This window comes from Streptomyces sp. Tu 2975 (assembly GCF_009832925.1).
In the GTDB taxonomy this organism is placed as follows: Bacteria; Actinomycetota; Actinomycetes; order Streptomycetales; family Streptomycetaceae; genus Streptomyces.
In genome coordinates this window covers 4,238,254-4,255,489 of the sequence record NZ_CP047140.1, presented here as the reverse complement: position 1 = coordinate 4,255,489, position 17,236 = coordinate 4,238,254, and the positions used below count along the sequence as shown (strand labels likewise).

The following is a 17,236-nucleotide window of genomic DNA, read 5'->3' as shown; positions in this document are numbered from 1 at the left end:
TTGCCGTACGGGAGGGTTCGGCGTAGGGCCGCTGTGTGGCACGCTTGCCCGGTGTTCGGGTCTGTAGGTGCTTACGGGGGCTTCCGCGATGAGCGGTGACGGGCGGGACGAGACACGGAGCGGTGCGGCCGGGCCGGAGGCGGACGAACTGTCCGCCTCCCAGGTGCCGAGCCAGGGCGGTCGGGGTGGTTACTCGGGCGGCACGGGGTCGGCCGGCCCGGCGGGTCGGGGAACCGACGGCGAGCCGGACGTGTCCAGGACACTGTCCGCCGAGCCCGCCGAGTCTCAGGACCACTACGCTGTGCCGCAGCAGCGGGAGCCCGGCAGCCACCACTCGGTGCTGCCTCCGCCCCGCGAACTGCCCCCGGCAGACGCAGAATTGATTCTGCGCATGCGGGACGGCGACGACAGCGCCTACGAAGAGCTGTTCCGCCGCCACGCGGACGCCGTCCGGCGCTATGCCCGCACCTGCTGCCGGGACACCGACACCGCTGAGGACCTGACCGCCGAGGTGTTCGCCCGGACGCTGCAAGCGGTGCGCGGCGGCGCCGGGCCGGAGCACGCCGTACGGGCCTACCTGCTCACCACGGTCCGGCGCGTCGCCGCGAACTGGATGAAGACCGCCAAGCGGGAGCAACTGGTCGACGACTTCGCGGCGTTCGCCACGGAGGCGGCCCGCAGGGCGGACGCGCGGAACGAGGACACCCTCGACCTCGGCGCGGACGTCCGCGCGATGCACGAGGCGGAGCGGTCCCTCGCGATGCAGGCGTTCCGGTCACTGCCGGAGCGCTGGCAGGCGGTGCTGTGGCACACCACCGTGGAGGAGGAGTCGCCGAGCGACGTCGCACCGCTCTTCGGTCTGACCGCCAACGCGACCGCGGTGCTCGCGAGCCGGGCGCGCGAGGGCCTCAAGCAGGCCTACCTCCAGGCCCATGTGAGCACCGCGCTCACCACGGGCGGCGACTGCGCGCGGTACGCGGACCGGCTCGGCGCCTACGCCCGCGGAGGTCTGCGGATGCGGGCCGAGCGCGGACTTCGCAAGCACCTGGACGAGTGCGTCAAGTGCCGGCTCGCCGCAGGCGAGCTGGCCCATGTCAACGCGGGCATCCCGGCGCTGCTGCCCGTTGCGCTGATCGGCTGGTTCGCAGCGGGGTATTCCCTCAAGGCCGCAGGCATCGTGGCGGGCGGCGCCGCGGGCGCCGCAGGAGCCGGAGCGGCGGCGGCCGCCACCGGGGGTGCCACGGGCGGCGCCTCGGGCGGTGCCGCTGCCGAAGGACTCGGTGCACCGGCGAAGGTGGGCATCGCGGCCGCCGTCGCGGCGGTCGCGGCCGCGGGCCTGGTCTGGGCCCTCTCCGGTGCCCCGGAGCCGGTCCCTGATCCGGTGGCTGAGCCGCCGGTCGCCCAGCCCGTCGTACCGCCGCCCGCGTCCCGGCCGGAGACCCCGGCACCGCCCGCTCCGAATCCGCCGCCGCCGTTGCCGGTCGTCGAGCCTGTGACCGCGCCGGAGCCCACTTCGGCGCCCTCGAAGCCCACTCCGCCGAAGCCGAGCCCCAAGCCTGCGCCGTCGCCCACGCAGACGCCCACGCCGTCGCCCACACCCACTCCCACGCCCCCGCCGCCGCCGCGGCCCGCGCCCGCCGTCTATCAGGTGAGCCGCCTGAATTACGGGACCTTCGGCGACCACACGGGCCCGGAGGTCCGGCTGGGCGAGAGCAGCTGGCTCTGGCGGCGATCGGGCATGTCCGTCGGCGGCACCCGGTACGCGCACGGGGCGACCGTGCACGCCATGTCCTCCATCACCATCGACCTCAACCGCCGGTGCACCACGTACGAAGCGTTCGTCGGCATCGACGACCTGACGCGCGGCCTGGGCCTGGGCGCGGTGCGCTTCTCGGTGTACGGGGACGGGACGCGGCTGTGGAGCTCCCCCGTCGTCCGCAGCGGCGAACCGCCGGTCCCCGTCCATGTGCCGCTCACCGGCCGCAGCACCATCCGCCTGGTGGCGGACCCGGAGACACCCAGGGACCATGTGGCGTTGGCGGACTGGGCGGAGTCACGCATCACGTGCGAGTAGGCCGGGCAGAGAGGGGTGCCGCTGCGGGGTGTGGCCGCTGAGCCCGCCGCAACCGCCACGCCGCCCGATGGCTACGACTGCAGCGTCGGCCGTCGCGGCACCCCGCCCGCCACCGCGCGCTGCCGTGGCGCCGCCGTACCCGTCCAGCACGTGCCCCGGCGCGAAAGCAGCCTCCGCAGCCACAGTTCCGTCGAGACCAGGTCCGCCAGCCCGTCCAGAGGCACGGGCTCGCCCTCGGCCGCCGCCCGGAGCGCCCCGCGGACGACCCGTGCCTCGATGAGGCCCGCGTCCGCGAGCAGCGGGGCGTCGAAGAGGGCGATCAGGTGCGGCAGCGCCGACCGGAGACCCGTGCGGGCCGCTGCCGCGGACGAGGCGTGCGTCGGAGAGCCCCAGCCGGGCGGCAGATCGTGGATGCCGGTGCCGGCGAGGACCGTGCGCAGTACGGCGGCCCGTGCTCCCGGCTGGACGCGGAGCGATTCCGGCAGGTCCCGGCAGGCCCGTACGACCTGGTTGTCCAAGTAGGGGGCGTGGAGACGCTGGCTGCGTACCTCCGCGGCCTGTTCCAGGATCCGGTGGTCGAAGGCATGGCGGGCGAGTGCCGCCCGTGCCCGTGTCTCGCCGGGCCGTTGGACCGAGGTGGGCCTCGTCGCCGCCTCCGTCAGCCGAACCGATACTTCAGCGAGCGCCTCCCCGGTGAGCCAGCGCGCCGCGGGCCCCGGTCGGGACCACGCCAGCGCCGCCAGTGACGCGCCCACCGCGCCGTTGCGCAGGGCGGGACCCGGACGGTTGGCGAGGAGCAGGTCGCCGGCGGCCGCCTCGAGGCCGGTGCGATAGGGCGTACGGGCCAGTCTGCGGGCCGCCCGGTAGACCGTGAGTGGGACGAACAGGGACTGCGGGGAGGGCCGTTCGGAGCGGGCCAGGGCGGTGACCGGCCGCAGCAGGTGGCGTCTGCGCCGGTCCAGCAGCAGGTCCGCCAACCGCGCCGGATGCGCGTCCAGCACCTGCCGGGCGCCCGCTCCGGTGAAGTGGTCGGCGCTGCCGGCGGCCAGCCGCCCCCGGTGACGTTCCGCGGTCACCAAGGACGGCGCGGGCTCGTCGGTCAGGGGACCGGAGTCGAGATTCGCGTACGGCAGGGCCTCTTCGCCGGCGGCGACCACGACATGGTGCAGCCGAGGGTTGGCGGCGATGAGGCGGGCCCGTTCCAGCTCGGGTTCGCGCAGCTCGTGTCCGCTGGTGGCCAGGTCGTTGAAGGTGACGGCGAGCAGCCGTTCGCCGGCGCCGGTGCCGTGTCCGAGGACCGTGCCGGGTACGCCGGGCAGCCCGGCCGCGAGGAGAGCGAGGGTGCTGGAGGCGCTGCCCCCGGAAAGGTCGGCGCCGATCCCGGGCGTCGGCGCGCCACGGGCCGCGCGGCGTTCGGCGGGGCCCATCCCGGGGACGGGCCCCGGGTCCGGTGGCGCCGTCTCGGGTGCGTGCCGGGGTGCTGTCAGCCGGGCGCGTACGGCCTCGACGAGCGCGTCGCGTACACCGTCGATGGCACGGTCGGCCTCGACCTGCGGGGCGGCGACGGCGAGTGAGGCGACCGGTTCGTAACCGGTGATCTCCCGTGAGCCCTCCCGAAGGATCAGCGCGTGGCCGGGCGGGATGCGTTTGACCCCGGCGTACGGGGTCGAGTCCCGCAGCGCCTCCGGCGACTCGGGGCAGGCGAGCAGGGCGGCCAGGTGTCCGATGTCGAGCTGGGCCTCGATGAGGTCGGCCAGCGGGAGGGCGGCGGTCGCGTACGCAGTGCCGTTCGCCCACGGCGTGTAGAAGACGGGACGGGCGCCGGCGAGGTCACCGACGACGGTGATGCGTCGGCCGACCTGGACGACGACGGTGTAGCTGCCCGCCCATGCGGTCAAATGCCTCAGTGCGCCGCCGCGCGCCGCGAACAGTCCGACCCGCAGCTGTTCGTCGCTGGCGGCGCAGCAGCCGAGGACGGCGAGCCGCGTCACGGTGGGCGCCTGGCCGTTGCCCGGGGTGGCGTAGGGCCGTTGGTGCGGTTCGGCGGTGATGATGCGCACCTCGTCGGGCCGCCAGTCCCCGACGGCCCACAGCGGGTCCGGGTCTCCCCACAGGAGTTGGGCCCCGACGGGATGGAGGGTGCGGCCCTCTGCCGAGGCTCCGACGGCTCCCGCCGTGCCGAAGTTCGCGGCGATACTGCTCCACCCCACCAGCCACCGCATCGCCGCCTCCCCAACATTGCCGGACATCGCCGAAGCCGTTCGGGAACATGCTGCCACGAAGGAGGCGCACGCGAGGGGCTCCCGGTAGCGCGTGCAAAAACGGAACACTGCGGCGGCGTTGGCGATTTGCCGACGGTGCAGGAGCCGGTTCCGAGGCCGCCCAAGGTCCGGGCAAGCCTCGCGGGAGGCCGGCGGACAGGCGTCATTCAGCCATTTTAGGGGCCGTGTCAGTGTGGCAGTTTGACCGCAACACACGGACCGGGAGGCGCAGTTCGCCTCCCGGGCCCTGTCCGCCGCCCGCGGGGATTGAGGCGGCGGTGTCCCCCAGCCCGCTGGTTCCAGTACGCAGCGGGCCGACCCACGCAGCACTCATGGAAGCGCTCCCGCCTCCGACCGGCCAGAGCGCACGGACGGGCGCACGGCCACACGACGGGAGCACGAGGGCGTACGGGCGATCACCCGTACGGACAACAATCCCGCCATAGGGAAGTTGGCCCCTTAACGGTCGGGATGCGGCGAACTACGCTGTGTTTGCTGCTGTTCTCCACAGGCGCGCATATTCCGCAGGGCTCGGCCACACGATTTTGCAGCCGGGACCGGTCGGGACGGGGGGTGCTGCGAACCGGGAGAACCCAGCACGAATGCCGTGCGCGGGCCGTGCGCGGCAGCCGTCTGCGTGTCGAGGGGTGGCGCATGTCCAGGGAGCAACGCGGGCCGAACGAAAAGCTCGGCACGGTTCTCGCCCTCGCGGGAATCAGCAACGCGGGCCTCGCGCGGCGGGTCAACGACCTCGGCGCGCAGCGTGGTCTGACCCTCCGCTACGACAAGACGTCGGTGGCCCGGTGGGTGTCCAAGGGCATGGTGCCGCAGGGCGCCGCACCCCATCTCATCGCGGCCGCCATCGGCGCCAAGCTGGGCCGTCCGGTGCCGCTCCACGAGATCGGACTGGCCGACGCGGACCCGGCACCCGAGGTGGGTCTGGCGTTCCCGCGGGATGTCGGCGAGGCGGTGAAATCGGCCACCGAGCTGTACCGGCTGGATCTTGCGGGCCGCCGGGCCGGCGGTGGGGGCATCTGGCAGTCCCTGGCCGGATCGTTCGCAGTGAGCGCTTACGCGACGCCGGCGTCCCGATGGCTGATAACCCCGGCCGACGCGTCGGTCGAGCGGCTCTTCGACGTCACCGGCGGCTCGCCCTTCTCCTCCGACCCCTCTGCCGGTTCCCATGAGCCCGGTGGGGTTCCCGACGGCCCGGAGACCGCGGACGCCGCCGACACGCCCGCCCGCGTGGGCCACAGCGACGTGGCGAAACTCCGGGAGGCGGCGGAGGACGCCCGCCGCTGGGACTCCAAGTACGGGGGCGGGGACTGGCGTTCGTCGATGGTCCCCGAGTGCCTGCGTGTCGACGCGGCCCCCCTGCTCCTGGGCTCGTACTCGGACGAAGTGGGCCGGGCCCTGTTCGGCGCGACCGCCGAACTGACCAGGCTCGCCGGGTGGATGGCCTTCGACACCGGACAGCAGGAGGCCGCGCAGCGCTACTACATCCAGGCGCTGCGTCTGGCCCGCGCCGCCGCCGATGTGCCGCTGGGCGGCTACGTACTCGCCTCCATGTCGCTGCAGGCGACGTACCGCGGCTTCGCCGACGAGGGCGTCGACCTGGCCCAGGCGGCACTGGAACGCAACCGGGGCCTCGCCACCGCCCGCACCATGAGCTTCTTCCGGCTGGTGGAGGCCCGGGCCCATGCCAAGGCGAACGACGCGGCAGCCGCGGGCGCGGCGCTCAAGGCCGCGGAAGGCTGGCTGGAGAGGTCGAGGGAGGGCGACGGCGACCCCTCCTGGCTGGGCTTCTACTCGTACGACAGATTCGCGGCGGACGCGGCCGAGTGCTACCGCGACCTGAAGGCGCCACGGCAGGTGCGGCGCTTCACGGAGCAGGCGCTGTCCCGCCCCACGGAGGAGTACGTGCGCTCGCACGGACTGCGCCTCGTCGTGTCCGCGGTGGCCGAGCTGGAATCAGGCAATCTGGACGCGGCCTGCGCGGCGGGCACCCGCGCGGTGGAGGTCGCGGGGCGGATCTCGTCCGCGCGGACCACGGAGTACGTACGGGACCTGCTGCACCGGCTCGAGCCGTACGGCGACGAGCCGCGGGTCATGGAGCTGCGGGAGAGGGCCCGCCCGCTCCTCATGACACCTGCCTGACGCCGCGGACGGCACCGCCCTGGACAGGTGCGGCAGCTCCCGCGCCCGGAAGTCGGACGTCGCTCCCGCGTGCCGACCGGTTTGAGCGCGTTGTCAGCGGGCCAGTGCACTATCGGGGTGGGAGGTGACGCGGTGAGGGCGTCCGGGCATGACTACGACTGCGATGTGCTGGTGGTCGGCGGCGGCATCGTCGGCCTGTCGACGGCGTACGCGCTCTCGCGTTCGGCCCCGGGCACCGGGGTGACGGTCCTGGAGAAGGAACAGGGCCCCGCCCGGCACCAGACAGGCCGCAACAGCGGGGTGATCCACAGCGGGATCTACTACCGGCCCGGTTCGCTGAAGGCCCGGTTCGCCGTGCGCGGCGCCGCGGAGATGGTCAAGTTCTGCGCGGAGTACGGCATCGGCCACGAGGTCACCGGCAAGCTGATCGTCGCGACGGACAAGGACGAGCTCCCACGGCTCCATGCCCTGGTCCAGCGCGGCCGGGAGAACGGCATTCCGGTGCGCGAGCTGGGACCGGCGCAGATCAGTGAGTACGAGCCGGAGGTCCGCGGGCTCGCCGCGATCCATGTGGCGACGACCGGCATCTGCGACTACGGGGCGGTGGCCGCACAGCTCGCGACGGCATCCGGTGCGGACGTGCGGTACGGCGAAGAGGTCGCCGCCGTCGACCGCCGCCCGTGGGGTGTCGCGGTGCGGACACGCTCGGGCACGGTCGTACGGGCCCGGGTGCTGGTCAACTGCGCCGGGCTGCACTGCGACCGGGTGGCCAGGCTCGCGGGCGACGAGCCGGGAATGCGGATCGTCCCGTTCCGCGGGGAGTACTACGACCTGACCCGCCCCGGTCTCGTGCGCGGGCTGGTCTACCCGGTGCCCGACCCGGCCTTCCCGTTCCTCGGCGTCCATCTCACCCGCGGCATCGACGGCGGCGTCCACGTCGGCCCGAACGCCGTCCCGGCGCTGGCCCGCGAGGGCTACAGCTGGTCGGCCGTCCGTCCCTCGGACCTGGCGGGCACGCTCGGCTGGCCCGGCTCCTGGCACATCGCCCGCCGGCACTGGCGGTACGGCGCGGGGGAGCTGCGCCGCTCGGTGTCCAAGCGGGCGTTCACCTCGGCGGTACGGCGACTGCTGCCGGCGGTGACGGAGGACGACCTGCGCCCGGCACCGGCGGGCGTGCGCGCGCAGGCGGTGCTGCGCGACGGGACGCTGGCCGACGACTTCCTGATCCGCGAGGCCCCGCGGACGGTGCACGTCCTGAACGCGCCCTCTCCGGCGGCGACGGCATCCCTCCCGATCGGCCGCGAGGTCGCCCGCCGTGCGCTCACCGCGCTGACGCCCTCCCGCCCCCGCACCGCCCGGTGACGCCGCCGGCCCCGACGACCGCCAGGCACCGCCAGGCACCGCCCCGATCCGACGGCCGACGCCCGGTCGCACGGCGGGACCCTACGGCCACCAGGCACCGGTCCGGAGCTTCAGGCGGGTGAGGAGGGCCCGGACCGGCCCGCGCCACTCCGTGACCTGACCGCTCCCGCTCGCCCGGGGCGGCCCACGCCGGCGTACCGCCCGATCGTGCCCTCGTAGAATCGGCATCACTGTGTCTGAGTTCCGTGATCCCGACCCCAGCCCCGAGGCCCCGCGCCACTTCATCCGCGCCAAGAGCGAGCCGCGCTTCCCGGGCGGACCCGCCGCCGACCCGGCCGGTTCGCATCACGAGCGCCGTATCCGCAGCTTCCAGCCGCGGCGCAGCCGGGTCACCGCCGGGCAGGAGGACGCGTTGCAGCGGCTGTGGCCGCTGTGGGGCCTCGACATCGACGGGCACCGGGTGCTCGATCTCGAGGAGATGTTCGGCGGACTGCCCGTCGTCCTGGAGATCGGCTTCGGCATGGGCGAGGCGACCGCCCAGATGGCCGCCGACGACACGGGGACCGGGATCCTCGCCGTCGACGTCCACACCCCCGGCCAGGGCAACCTGCTCGCTCTCGCGGAGCGGAACGGCCTGTCCAACATCCGGGTGGCCAACGGCGACGCGATCATCCTGCTGCGGGAGATGCTGCCGCCCCGCTCGCTCCACGGTATGCGGGTCTACTTCCCCGACCCGTGGCCGAAGAAGCGGCACCACAAGCGCCGGCTGATCCAGCCGGACTTCCTGACCCTCGCCGCCGGGCCGCTCGCTCCGGGCGCGATCCTGCACTGCGCGACCGACTGGGAGCCGTACGCCGAGCAGATGCTCGAGGTGCTGTCGGCGCATCCCGACTTCGAGAACACCCAGGAGGACGGCGGCTTCGCACCGCGACCCGCGTTCCGTCCCCTGACCCGCTTCGAGGGTCAGGGCCTGGACAAGGGCCACAAGGTCCGCGATCTGCTGTTCCGCCGGGTCGCGCCACAGGCGTGAACGGCGCGGTGGCGCCGCGATCTCCCAGGTACCGTCGCCAGTTGTCGGTGCTCGTCGTTAGGGTCGACGGGTGTCCGACTCGTCCGCGCAGCCACCACCGGAGCACCGCCCGCAGCGCCCGGCGGTGCCCCCGCACCCCGTGTTGCCCGCGCGTGAGCAGGAGCATGTCGACGCGCTGCTGACCGAAGTGCCCGCGCCCGCGCGCCGGCGCTACCGGCCTCGGGCGGCGTCGAGGATCTGGCGCAGCCGGGCGTTCCGCGCCGGTGCGGTGGTCACCCTGCTCGCCCTTTGTGCCCTGGTGATCCTGGTGCTGGTGCGCGAGCAGACCGGCACCCACGGCTTCCTGGTCGGTCTCGGTCTGGCGACGCTGCCGGTCCCGCTGCTGCTGGCGGCGTTCCGCTGGCTCGACCGGGTGGAGCCCGGCCCGTGGCGGAACCTTCTCTTCGCCTTCGCCTGGGGCGCGTTCGCCGCCGCACTGATAGCGATCATCGCGAACACCTTCGCGACCCGCTGGATAGCGACGGCGACCGCCGACCCCGCGTCGGCCGACACCCTCGGGGCGACGGTGATAGCGCCGGTCGTCGAGGAGAGCGCGAAGGCCGCCGCGATCCTGCTGCTCTTCGTCTTCCGCAGACGGGACTTCACCGGAATCGTGGACGGCGTGGTGGTCGCCGGCTTCACCGCCACCGGCTTCGCCTTCACGGAGAACATCCTCTATCTGGGCAGTGCCTTCGGCGAGGACCAGGCGATAGGCACCTCCGGCTTCGCCTCCGTCACCGCCGCGACGTTCTTCGTACGCATCGTGATGTCGCCGTTCGCGCATCCGCTCTTCACCGTGCTCACCGGCCTCGGCTTCGGTGTCGCCGCGCTCGGGGGGCGCAGACACCGGCGGCTCCGGCGCATCGCCCTGCCGCTGCTGGGCCTGGCGCTCGCGATGGGCATGCACGCCCTGTGGAACGGCTCGGCGTCGATGCTCGGCCCGTGGGGCTTCTACGCCGTGTACGGGGCGTTCATGGTGCCGGTGTTCGCGCTGCTCACCTGGCTGACGATATGGACCCGCCAGCGTGAGCTGCGCACGATCTCCGAGGAGCTTCCGGCGTACGCCGCGGCCGGCTGGATGTCCGCGGCCGAGCCACGCGCCCTGTCGTCGATGCGGGCCCGCACCGTGGCCCGGGACTTCGCCCGGCGCGCGTACGGCCCGGCGGCCGGTCACGCCGTGACGGAGTACGAGGCGTTCGCGACGACGCTCGCCTTCCTGCGCCACCGGGCCCACCGGGGTGCGGCGGGCCCGGACTTCGTGGAGCGCGAGCAGGAGCTGCTGCACCATCTGTGGCAGCGCAGGGAGGTGGCGGGGCCTTCACTGGCGTATGCCGCTCAGGCCACCGCCCGGATGCCGCTGCCACCGCCGCACCGCGACTACAGCGGCTACAACCCCTACCGCTACTGAGTCCGCGCCGGCGTCAGCTCAGGCGGACGCGGCGGTCAGCTCGGCCAGCTCGCCGTCCGTCAGGGCCAGGTCCGCTGCCGCCACCAGGGCAGGCACCTGCTCGACCGTACGGGCCGACGCGATCGGCGCGGCCACGGTCGGCTGCGCGGCCAGCCACGCCAGTGCGACGGTCGCGATCTCCGCGCCACGGGCCTGCGCGATCCGGTCGAGCACGTCGAGAACCTTCAGTCCCCGCTCCGACTCGAGGTGCTTGGACGCTCCCTGGGCCCTGGCGCTGTCCACCGTGGTGCCCGGCCGGTACTTGCCTGTGAGGAAACCGGAGGCGAGCGCGTAGTAGGGGACGGCGGCGAGGCCGGAGCGGGCGGCGGTGTCCTGCAGTTCGCCCTCGTAGGTGTGGCGTGAGACCAGGTTGTAGTGGGGCTGGAGCGCCACATACCGGGCGAGCCCCTCCCGCTCGGAGAAGGCCAGCGACGCCTGGAGCCGTTCGGCGCTGATGTTGGAGGCGGCGATCGCACGGACCTTGCCGTCCTTCACCAGCTGGTCGAGGGCGGTGATGATCTCCTCGACGGGCACGGACGGGTCGTCGAAGTGGGTGTAGTAGAGGTCGATGTGGTCGGTGCCCAGCCGGGTGAGTGACTCCTCCGCGGCCGCCTTGATCGTGCTCGCGGAGAGGCCCTTGTGGCGGGGATGGGCGCCGACCTTGGTGGCGACGACGACTTCGGAGCGGTTGCCGCGACCCGCGAGCCACTTGCCGATGAGGGTCTCCGACTCGCCGCCCTCGTTCCCGGGGGCCCACGAGGAGTAGCTGTCGGCGGTGTCGACGAAGTTGCCGCCCGCGGCGGTGTACGCGTCGAGGACCGCGAAGGTCCGCGCCTCGTCGGCCGTCCAACCGAAGACGTTGCCGCCGAGAGCGAGCGGGAAGACGGTCAGGTCGGAGGAACCGAGGGTGCGCAGAGAAGTCATGTGGTGATCAACGGCCTTACCCGTACCGGCTATTCCGGCCGCCCTTGTGTCGGGGAGGTGTGCGCCATGGCTGCCGGAGACATGGATGTGCCCGGCACGGGAGGAACTGCGACCCGTACCGGGCAGGGATCAGATCGTGAGGCCCTTGCCGCGCAGCCACGCCATCGGGTCGATACCCGCGCCGCCGGCGGTGTGCACCTCGAGGTGCAGGTGCGGACCGGTGACATTGCCGGTCGCGCCGACGCGCCCGATCGTCTCGCCGGTGGACACCTGCTGGCCCGCGCTCGCCGTCATCGAGGAGAGGTGGGCGTACAGGACCTCGGTGCCGTCCTCGAGTTCGAGGACGATGCGGTAGCCGTAGGAGCCGGACCAGCCCGCGGACTTGACCGTGCCGCCGTGCACCGCCTTGACCGGGGTCCCGGTCGGGGCCGCGAAGTCGAGGCCGGTGTGCTGGCCGGAGGACCACATCGCGCCGGACTCACCGTAGGTGGAGGTGATTGTGTAGGAGGAGGTGGGGAGAGAGAAGCTGCGGGCGAGCTCGGCGAGACGCGCCGCCTCCGCAGCCGCCCGCGCGGCCTCCTCCGCCTTCCGCTTCTCCTCGGCGGCCTTGGCCTCGGCCGCGCTCTGCTGCTTCTCGGCGGCGGCCGCCGCCTGCTCGGCGGCGAGCGCCTCCGCGGCCGTCTTCGCCTCGGCGTCGGCCTCTGCCTGCTGCTGCTCGGCCTGCTGGAGGATCCGGGCGCGCAGGGCCTCGCCGGAGCCGGCGGCCTGGGTCCGACCGGCGCCGCCGTCGGCGACCGTGGTCGCGGCGGTGAGCGGCGCGGCGTGGGCGTCGCCGTCGGAGTCGTCCGAGTCGGAGATCAGGGACCCCACGCCGGGAAGGGACTTGGCGTCGGGAAGCTTGTCCGCGATGGAATCGGGAAGGGAGATGGAGACCGCCGGCTTGTCCTGCGCGGTGGCTATGCCACCCGCGCCGACGGCGGCGATGACGCCGACTCCGAGCACCGTGGAGCTGCGGGCGATGCCGCCGCGCTGCTTGATGACACGGTGCCGGCCGCGCACGGGGCGGACGGAGTCCTCAGTGGGATTCCATTCCTCCCAGGTCCGCTCGGGGGCGTCGGCACTGAAACGTTCGGACGCGAAGCGGGCCTCGGGGGCAGGCATGTTGGACGCCACGAAGGCGTACTCCTTTCCTTCCTTCTCGCCTACCGGGTTAGCTGACGGGTTCGGAGCAGGAAGGTCTCCTACGGGCGCCCTCGACCGCGAACTGAGCGGCAAAAGGTGACCGATTCACCCCAATGAGTGGTTCCCCGGTTCCCTTGCGGGATTCGGCACGTGCGCACGGCGCCGCCTCTGCGACGGCTGGGACGACCGCACTGCGTTATCGAACGTTAATAGACGGCGGGGCCGGATTCCAAGCTGTTCCGAGTGATCATTAACGGCTCCGCCCGGGACTTACCGGGACAGAGGCGGCTGGAACCGGGCGAGTTGATCAAACGCCGGAGGCGGTCACGATTCTGATGGTGTATCAAACGTTATGCGGACGGCTCCTCTTCGGTTACGGAGCGTGCACAACTTCCCCGCCAGGCGCCTGATGTCATGTGGATCTGCCCCGGCCGCCCGGCTCCGGCGGAACCACCGGCACCGTCCTGCGCCGTTCCGGCTGCCCTTCCGCCGGCCTGCCGACCGCCAGCAGCGCCATGTCGTCGCTCGCACCGCCGCCGGTGTACCGGCGTACGTCGTCGACCAGCGCGTCCAGCAGCTCCGCCGGTCCCGGGAAGAGACGCCCGGCGAGCCGTGCCACCGGGTCGTAGAAGACGCCGCGGGCGTCCCGCGCCTCCGTCACCCCGTCCGTGTAGAGCAGCAGCGTCGCCCCGTCGGGCAGCGGGTACTCGTCCGTCCGGTCCGGCCACGCCGCCAGGTCACCCATCCCGAGCGGCAGCGCCGCCTGCGCCGGCGCGAGGACGTCCAGATCCCCGTCGGCGTGCAGCACCAAGGGCTCGGGATGCCCCCGGTTCACCAGCCGCACCAGGGCCCGGCCGCGCGGGATCTCGCCCAGAACGGCGGTGGTGAACCCCTCCACGGCGTCCAGGCCCTCCCGCCTGGTGCCTTCCCGCTTGAGCGCCCGCTCCAACCGCTGCGCCACGCCCTCCAGCGAGCGCTCCTGCTCCGCGGCCTCACGGAACGCGCCGATGAGCACGGCCACGGTCCCCACCGCCCCCAGCCCCTTGCCCCGCACATCGCCGACAAGGAGGCGCACGCCATGAGGCGTGTCCTGCACCGCGAAGAGGTCGCCGCCGATGAACGCGCCCGCCTGCGCCGCCTCGTACCGGGCGGCGATGTGCAGCCCGCCGATCCGGTCGGCCGGCGCGGGCAGCACGGCCCGCTGCGCGGTCTCCGCGATCACCCGGGCCGAGGCGAGCCGCTCCCCGCTGCGCCGCACGAGGGAGTTGATGAACAGCGCGAGAACGACGACGGTGACCACAGTGGTCGTCTCGGTGAGGACGGTGATCTGCCAGAAGCTTCTGTTGACGGCGTGGAGGATGCTCAGGGCCAGAATCGCGGCCATCCCGGTCAGCAGGGTCGCCATCCATGACAGGACAGGCGCCGCGACGAGAGGGGCGGCGGCATAGAGGGGTACGGCGGTGAACCGGGGCGGGGTCAGAACGTCGAACACCACCCCGCCGATGATCATCGCCATGGGCAACGCGCGGACGAACCACGGGGCTCTTCCGGCACCGCCCTGATCTCGCCACTCCTGGCCCAAAGGTGGTCTCCTGCCGGGTCCTACCGGGTCCGCTGACGGCTGCGGACAGTACCGCGCCCCCCTCAGGCTGAAGGCCGACGCGCCGCGGGGCGACTTCCGGTCGCCCGACCGGGCGACGGTCGTGGCACTGCCGGAAAAGCCACCGGCCCGGTGGTCGATCTTCTCGATCGACCACCGGGCCGGTGTCATCAGTAGCGGGGACAGGATTTGAACCTGCGACCTCTGGGTTATGAGCCCAGCGAGCTACCGAGCTGCTCCACCCCGCGTCGGTGAACACAACCTTACGCCATGCAGAGCAAGATCCGTACCAAATGACGAGGGACGCCGGTGAAGGCCGGAAATCCGCCGCAGGCGGCTACTCCTGGCCGAGCCAGAGATCGGGCCCGAACACCTCGTAGTGCACGGCCGCGGCGGGCACGCCCCGGCGCAGCAGATCGCCCCGTACGGCGCGCATGAAGGGCAACGGACCGCAGAGATAGGCCGTGAGCCCCTCGGGGAGGTCCAGTGCGCCGATGTCGGCCTGCCCGGTCGCCGCACCGGTGTCACCGCCGGTCTCGTACCAGAGATGGAGGGAGGCCGAAGGGTGGGCGTCGACGAGGCGGCGCAACTCCTCCCGGTGGGCGTGGTCGGCCGCACTGCGGTCGGCGTGCACCACGACGACCTCCCGGTCGGATCCGGTGGCGGCGAGGTGGTCGAGCATGGCGAGCATCGGTGTGCTGCCGATGCCGGCGGACGCAGCAGCAGCGGACGCTCGTCCTCGCCCAGCACCAGATCGCCGAAGGGCACGGACACGGTGAGCAGGTCCCCGGCCCGCGCGGTCCCGTGGAGCCACGAGGAGACCTCACCCTGCGGACCGGCCGCGCCACGCACCTGCTTGACGGTGATGCGCCACTGCGGCCTGCCGGGGGCCGAGGAGAGGCTGTACTGACGTATCTGCCGGGCCCCGTCGGGGAGTTCGGCCTGGACGCTGACGTACTGCCCGGGCCTGAAGGCGCCCGCGGGAGACCCGTCGGCCGGCTGGAGGAGGAACGAGGCCACGTCAGGCGTCTGTTCGTGCCGCTCGACGATCTCCATGCTGCGCCACACCTCGCCGTCGGCCGTGCCGGCCTGCTGGTAGAGACGTGATTCCGCCGCGATCAGGGCGTTCGCCATCAGCCAGTAGACCTCGTCCCAGGCGGCGGCGACCTCGGCGGTGACGGCGTCGCCCAGGACCTCCACGATCGCCGCGAACAGGTGCTGGTGCACAAGCTTGTACTGGCCGGAGGTGACGCCCAGGGAAGCGTGCTTGTTGGCGATCCGCGCCAGCATCGCGTCCGGCCGCTCGTCCGGCCGCTCGAGCAGCATGCCCGCGAAGGCGGCGATCGAGCCGGCCAGCGCCTGCTTCTGCTCCCCGTTGGCCTGGTTGCCCCGGTTGAAGAAGTCACGCAGCAGCTCGGGCCGGTCGTCGAACAGCTTGCGATAGAAGAGCTCGGTGATGTCACCGATGGCGGCTCCGACGACGGGGAGGGTGGCCCGGACGACCGGGACGGACTGCTCGGAGAGCACGACTACTCCGCAATTGGTATGTGAGTTACGTATTCAAAGCCGTCGTTCTGGAGCCCCTGAGGGCACGGCTTCAGCTCGGTTTCACCCGGCGCGGCGACCCGAGAGCCCGACCAGCACAGGACCGGCCGGCGAAGCCACCAGATCGGCCACCGTCAGCGGGTCCAGGGCGGCATGGAAAGCCTCCTGCGCGTCCCGCAGCGCCCGCCGCAGCCGGCAGGCCCCCCGCAGGGGGCACGGCGCGTCGCCCTCGCAGGCGACCACTTCACCCTCTCCCTCCAGCTCCCGCACCAGCCATCCGACGGAGGCCCGCCGACCGAGCGTGGTCAGCTCGAGACCCCCGCCCCGTCCTCGCCGGGCGTCCAGGACGCCGAGGCGCTGGAGCCGGGCGATCGCCTTGGCCATGTGCGCGTAAGGAACGTTCATCTCCTCCGCCACCTCGCGGGTGGTCAGAGGCTCACCCTGCTCGGAGACGGCGAGGCGCATGACGGCGCGGAGCGCCAGATCGGTGAACTTGGTCAGTCGCACGAGGCGACGCTAACAAACTCGTATCTGAGAGTCGCATTTGGGGTTCCGTTCCACCGGGCCACCCGGAACCCGTGCCGCCCGCCTGCCGCCGAGCGTCCGAAGCCGGGGCCGAAGCCGCGGGCACCGAACCCGAGCGCCCTCCGATGCCCGTCCGCCTGACACCGAGCAGCGGCGGCGCGATTATGGGACACCCAGGGCGGCCTCCGAAAGGTACTTTCGTGACAAACGGGAACAGCGACGCCGACTACGAGGGCCTGCCCCCCGACCGCAGGGACCAGGCCGAGGCCTTCGACGCCATCGGCGACAGTTACGACGACGCCTTCCCGCACAAGGAGGGTCAGGTCTCCGCCGGCGAATGGCTGGCGGAGGCGCTGTCCCCCGGGGCACGGGTGCTGGACCTCGGCTGCGGCACCGGAGTGCCGACCGCGCAACGGCTGGCGGACGCCGGACTCGAGGTGGTGGGCGTCGACCTGTCGAAGGAAATGGTGGGACTCGCCCGGGCGAACGTGCCCCACGGGACGTTCCACCGACTCGACATCGCGGACCTCCGGCCGGACGGCCCCACGGATCTGGGCCGCTTCGACGCGGTCACGGCCTTCTTCTCCCTGCTCATGCTCCCCCGCGCCGAGATCCCCGAGGCGCTGCGGACCGTCCACCACCTGCTGGTCCCCGGCGGCGTGTTCGTGCTCTCGATGGTGGAGGCGGACATGGACAACCGCGCGATCCCGTTCCTCGGAAAAAGCATCCGGGTGTCCGGCTACCTCCGCGAAGAGCTGCACAAGGTCGTCGAGCAGGACTTCGAGATCCTCAAGGAGTCCTCGTACACCTACGCCCCGGCGGTCAGCGACGTGCCGCCCGAGGAGCAGGTCTTCCTCCGCTGCCGGCGCCGCGACTGAGCGTCTCGGGCCGGCGGCTGCCGAAGCCGGCCGGAAACAAGATCAACCCCAGGCCAGAACCTTCCTGACCTGGGGCTGAGTGGTAGGCCGTGTGGGACTCGAACCCACAACCAACGGATTAAAAGTCCGCTGCTCTGCCAATTGAGCTAACGGCCCTCGACACAACACCCCTGAGCATAGCGGGAGAGATCCCCGGAGCCGATCGGGTATCT

11 protein-coding genes, 2 tRNA genes, 1 pseudogene and 1 riboswitch are annotated in these 17,236 nt (G+C 72.6%); of the genes and pseudogenes, 6 read left to right on the top strand and 8 right to left on the bottom strand.

The window, feature by feature from the left end:
* Positions 1–88: 88 nt before the first annotated feature.
* Positions 89–2,074 carry a sigma-70 family RNA polymerase sigma factor gene (locus GLX30_RS18810; protein ID WP_159690224.1) on the top strand — a complete coding sequence of 662 codons (1,986 nt, stop codon included), beginning with the start codon at positions 89–91 and terminating at the stop codon, positions 2,072–2,074.
* 71 nt (positions 2,075–2,145) lie between these two features.
* Here GLX30_RS18810 and GLX30_RS18805 read toward each other — a convergent pair whose 3' ends face one another.
* Positions 2,146–4,296 carry an asparagine synthase-related protein gene (locus GLX30_RS18805; RefSeq protein WP_159690221.1) on the bottom strand — a complete coding sequence of 717 codons (2,151 nt, stop codon included), beginning with the start codon at positions 4,294–4,296 and terminating at the stop codon, positions 2,146–2,148.
* A 693-nt stretch (positions 4,297–4,989) separates the two neighbouring features.
* Here GLX30_RS18805 and GLX30_RS18800 point away from each other — a divergent pair.
* The 4 genes from GLX30_RS18800 (at position 4,990) to GLX30_RS18785 (ending at position 10,331) form a co-directional block, all read left to right on the top strand.
* Positions 4,990–6,492 carry an MFS transporter gene (locus tag GLX30_RS18800; protein ID WP_159690218.1) on the top strand — a complete coding sequence of 501 codons (1,503 nt, stop codon included), beginning with the start codon at positions 4,990–4,992 and terminating at the stop codon, positions 6,490–6,492.
* Positions 6,493–6,624: 132 nt separating this feature from the next.
* Positions 6,625–7,854, top strand: a complete 1,230-nt coding sequence (lhgO, locus tag GLX30_RS18795) for an L-2-hydroxyglutarate oxidase (RefSeq protein WP_159690215.1) — start codon at positions 6,625–6,627, stop codon at positions 7,852–7,854.
* A 232-nt stretch (positions 7,855–8,086) separates the two neighbouring features.
* Positions 8,087–8,884, top strand: coding sequence for a tRNA (guanosine(46)-N7)-methyltransferase TrmB (gene trmB / locus GLX30_RS18790; protein WP_208545441.1), 798 nt, complete (start codon positions 8,087–8,089; stop codon positions 8,882–8,884).
* 187 nt (positions 8,885–9,071) lie between these two features.
* Positions 9,072–10,331 carry a PrsW family intramembrane metalloprotease gene (locus GLX30_RS18785; RefSeq protein WP_244258473.1) on the top strand — a complete coding sequence of 420 codons (1,260 nt, stop codon included), beginning with the start codon at positions 9,072–9,074 and terminating at the stop codon, positions 10,329–10,331.
* An 18-nt stretch (positions 10,332–10,349) separates the two neighbouring features.
* Here GLX30_RS18785 and GLX30_RS18780 read toward each other — a convergent pair whose 3' ends face one another.
* From GLX30_RS18780 to GLX30_RS18755, 6 genes and pseudogenes are all read right to left on the bottom strand, one after another.
* Positions 10,350–11,294: an aldo/keto reductase gene (locus GLX30_RS18780; RefSeq protein WP_159690212.1), complete on the bottom strand. Its 945-nt coding sequence runs from the start codon at positions 11,292–11,294 to the stop codon at positions 10,350–10,352.
* Positions 11,295–11,423: 129 nt separating this feature from the next.
* Positions 11,424–12,467: a M23 family metallopeptidase gene (locus GLX30_RS18775; protein ID WP_159690209.1), complete on the bottom strand. Its 1,044-nt coding sequence runs from the start codon at positions 12,465–12,467 to the stop codon at positions 11,424–11,426.
* 11 nt (positions 12,468–12,478) lie between these two features.
* Positions 12,479–12,635, bottom strand: a riboswitch (cyclic di-AMP (ydaO/yuaA leader).
* Positions 12,636–12,888: 253 nt separating this feature from the next.
* Positions 12,889–13,992 carry a PP2C family protein-serine/threonine phosphatase gene (locus tag GLX30_RS18770; RefSeq protein WP_167306840.1) on the bottom strand — a complete coding sequence of 368 codons (1,104 nt, stop codon included), beginning with the start codon at positions 13,990–13,992 and terminating at the stop codon, positions 12,889–12,891.
* A 258-nt stretch (positions 13,993–14,250) separates the two neighbouring features.
* Positions 14,251–14,324: transfer RNA gene (locus GLX30_RS18765), tRNA-Met, on the bottom strand.
* 89 nt (positions 14,325–14,413) lie between these two features.
* Positions 14,414–15,603, bottom strand: a pseudogene (locus tag GLX30_RS18760) (globin domain-containing protein).
* Between the two features lie 81 nt (positions 15,604–15,684).
* The gene (locus tag GLX30_RS18755; RefSeq protein WP_159690203.1) at positions 15,685–16,128 is read right to left on the bottom strand and encodes an Rrf2 family transcriptional regulator; all 444 of its coding nucleotides are present in this window, start codon (positions 16,126–16,128) and stop codon (positions 15,685–15,687) included.
* A 218-nt stretch (positions 16,129–16,346) separates the two neighbouring features.
* Between GLX30_RS18755 and GLX30_RS18750 the strand changes: the two genes are divergently transcribed.
* Positions 16,347–17,024, top strand: coding sequence for a class I SAM-dependent methyltransferase (locus GLX30_RS18750; RefSeq protein WP_244258210.1), 678 nt, complete (start codon positions 16,347–16,349; stop codon positions 17,022–17,024).
* Between the two features lie 80 nt (positions 17,025–17,104).
* Here the strand turns inward: GLX30_RS18750 and GLX30_RS18745 are convergent.
* Positions 17,105–17,180: transfer RNA gene (locus GLX30_RS18745), tRNA-Lys, on the bottom strand.
* Between the last annotated feature and the right edge of the window lie 56 nt (positions 17,181–17,236).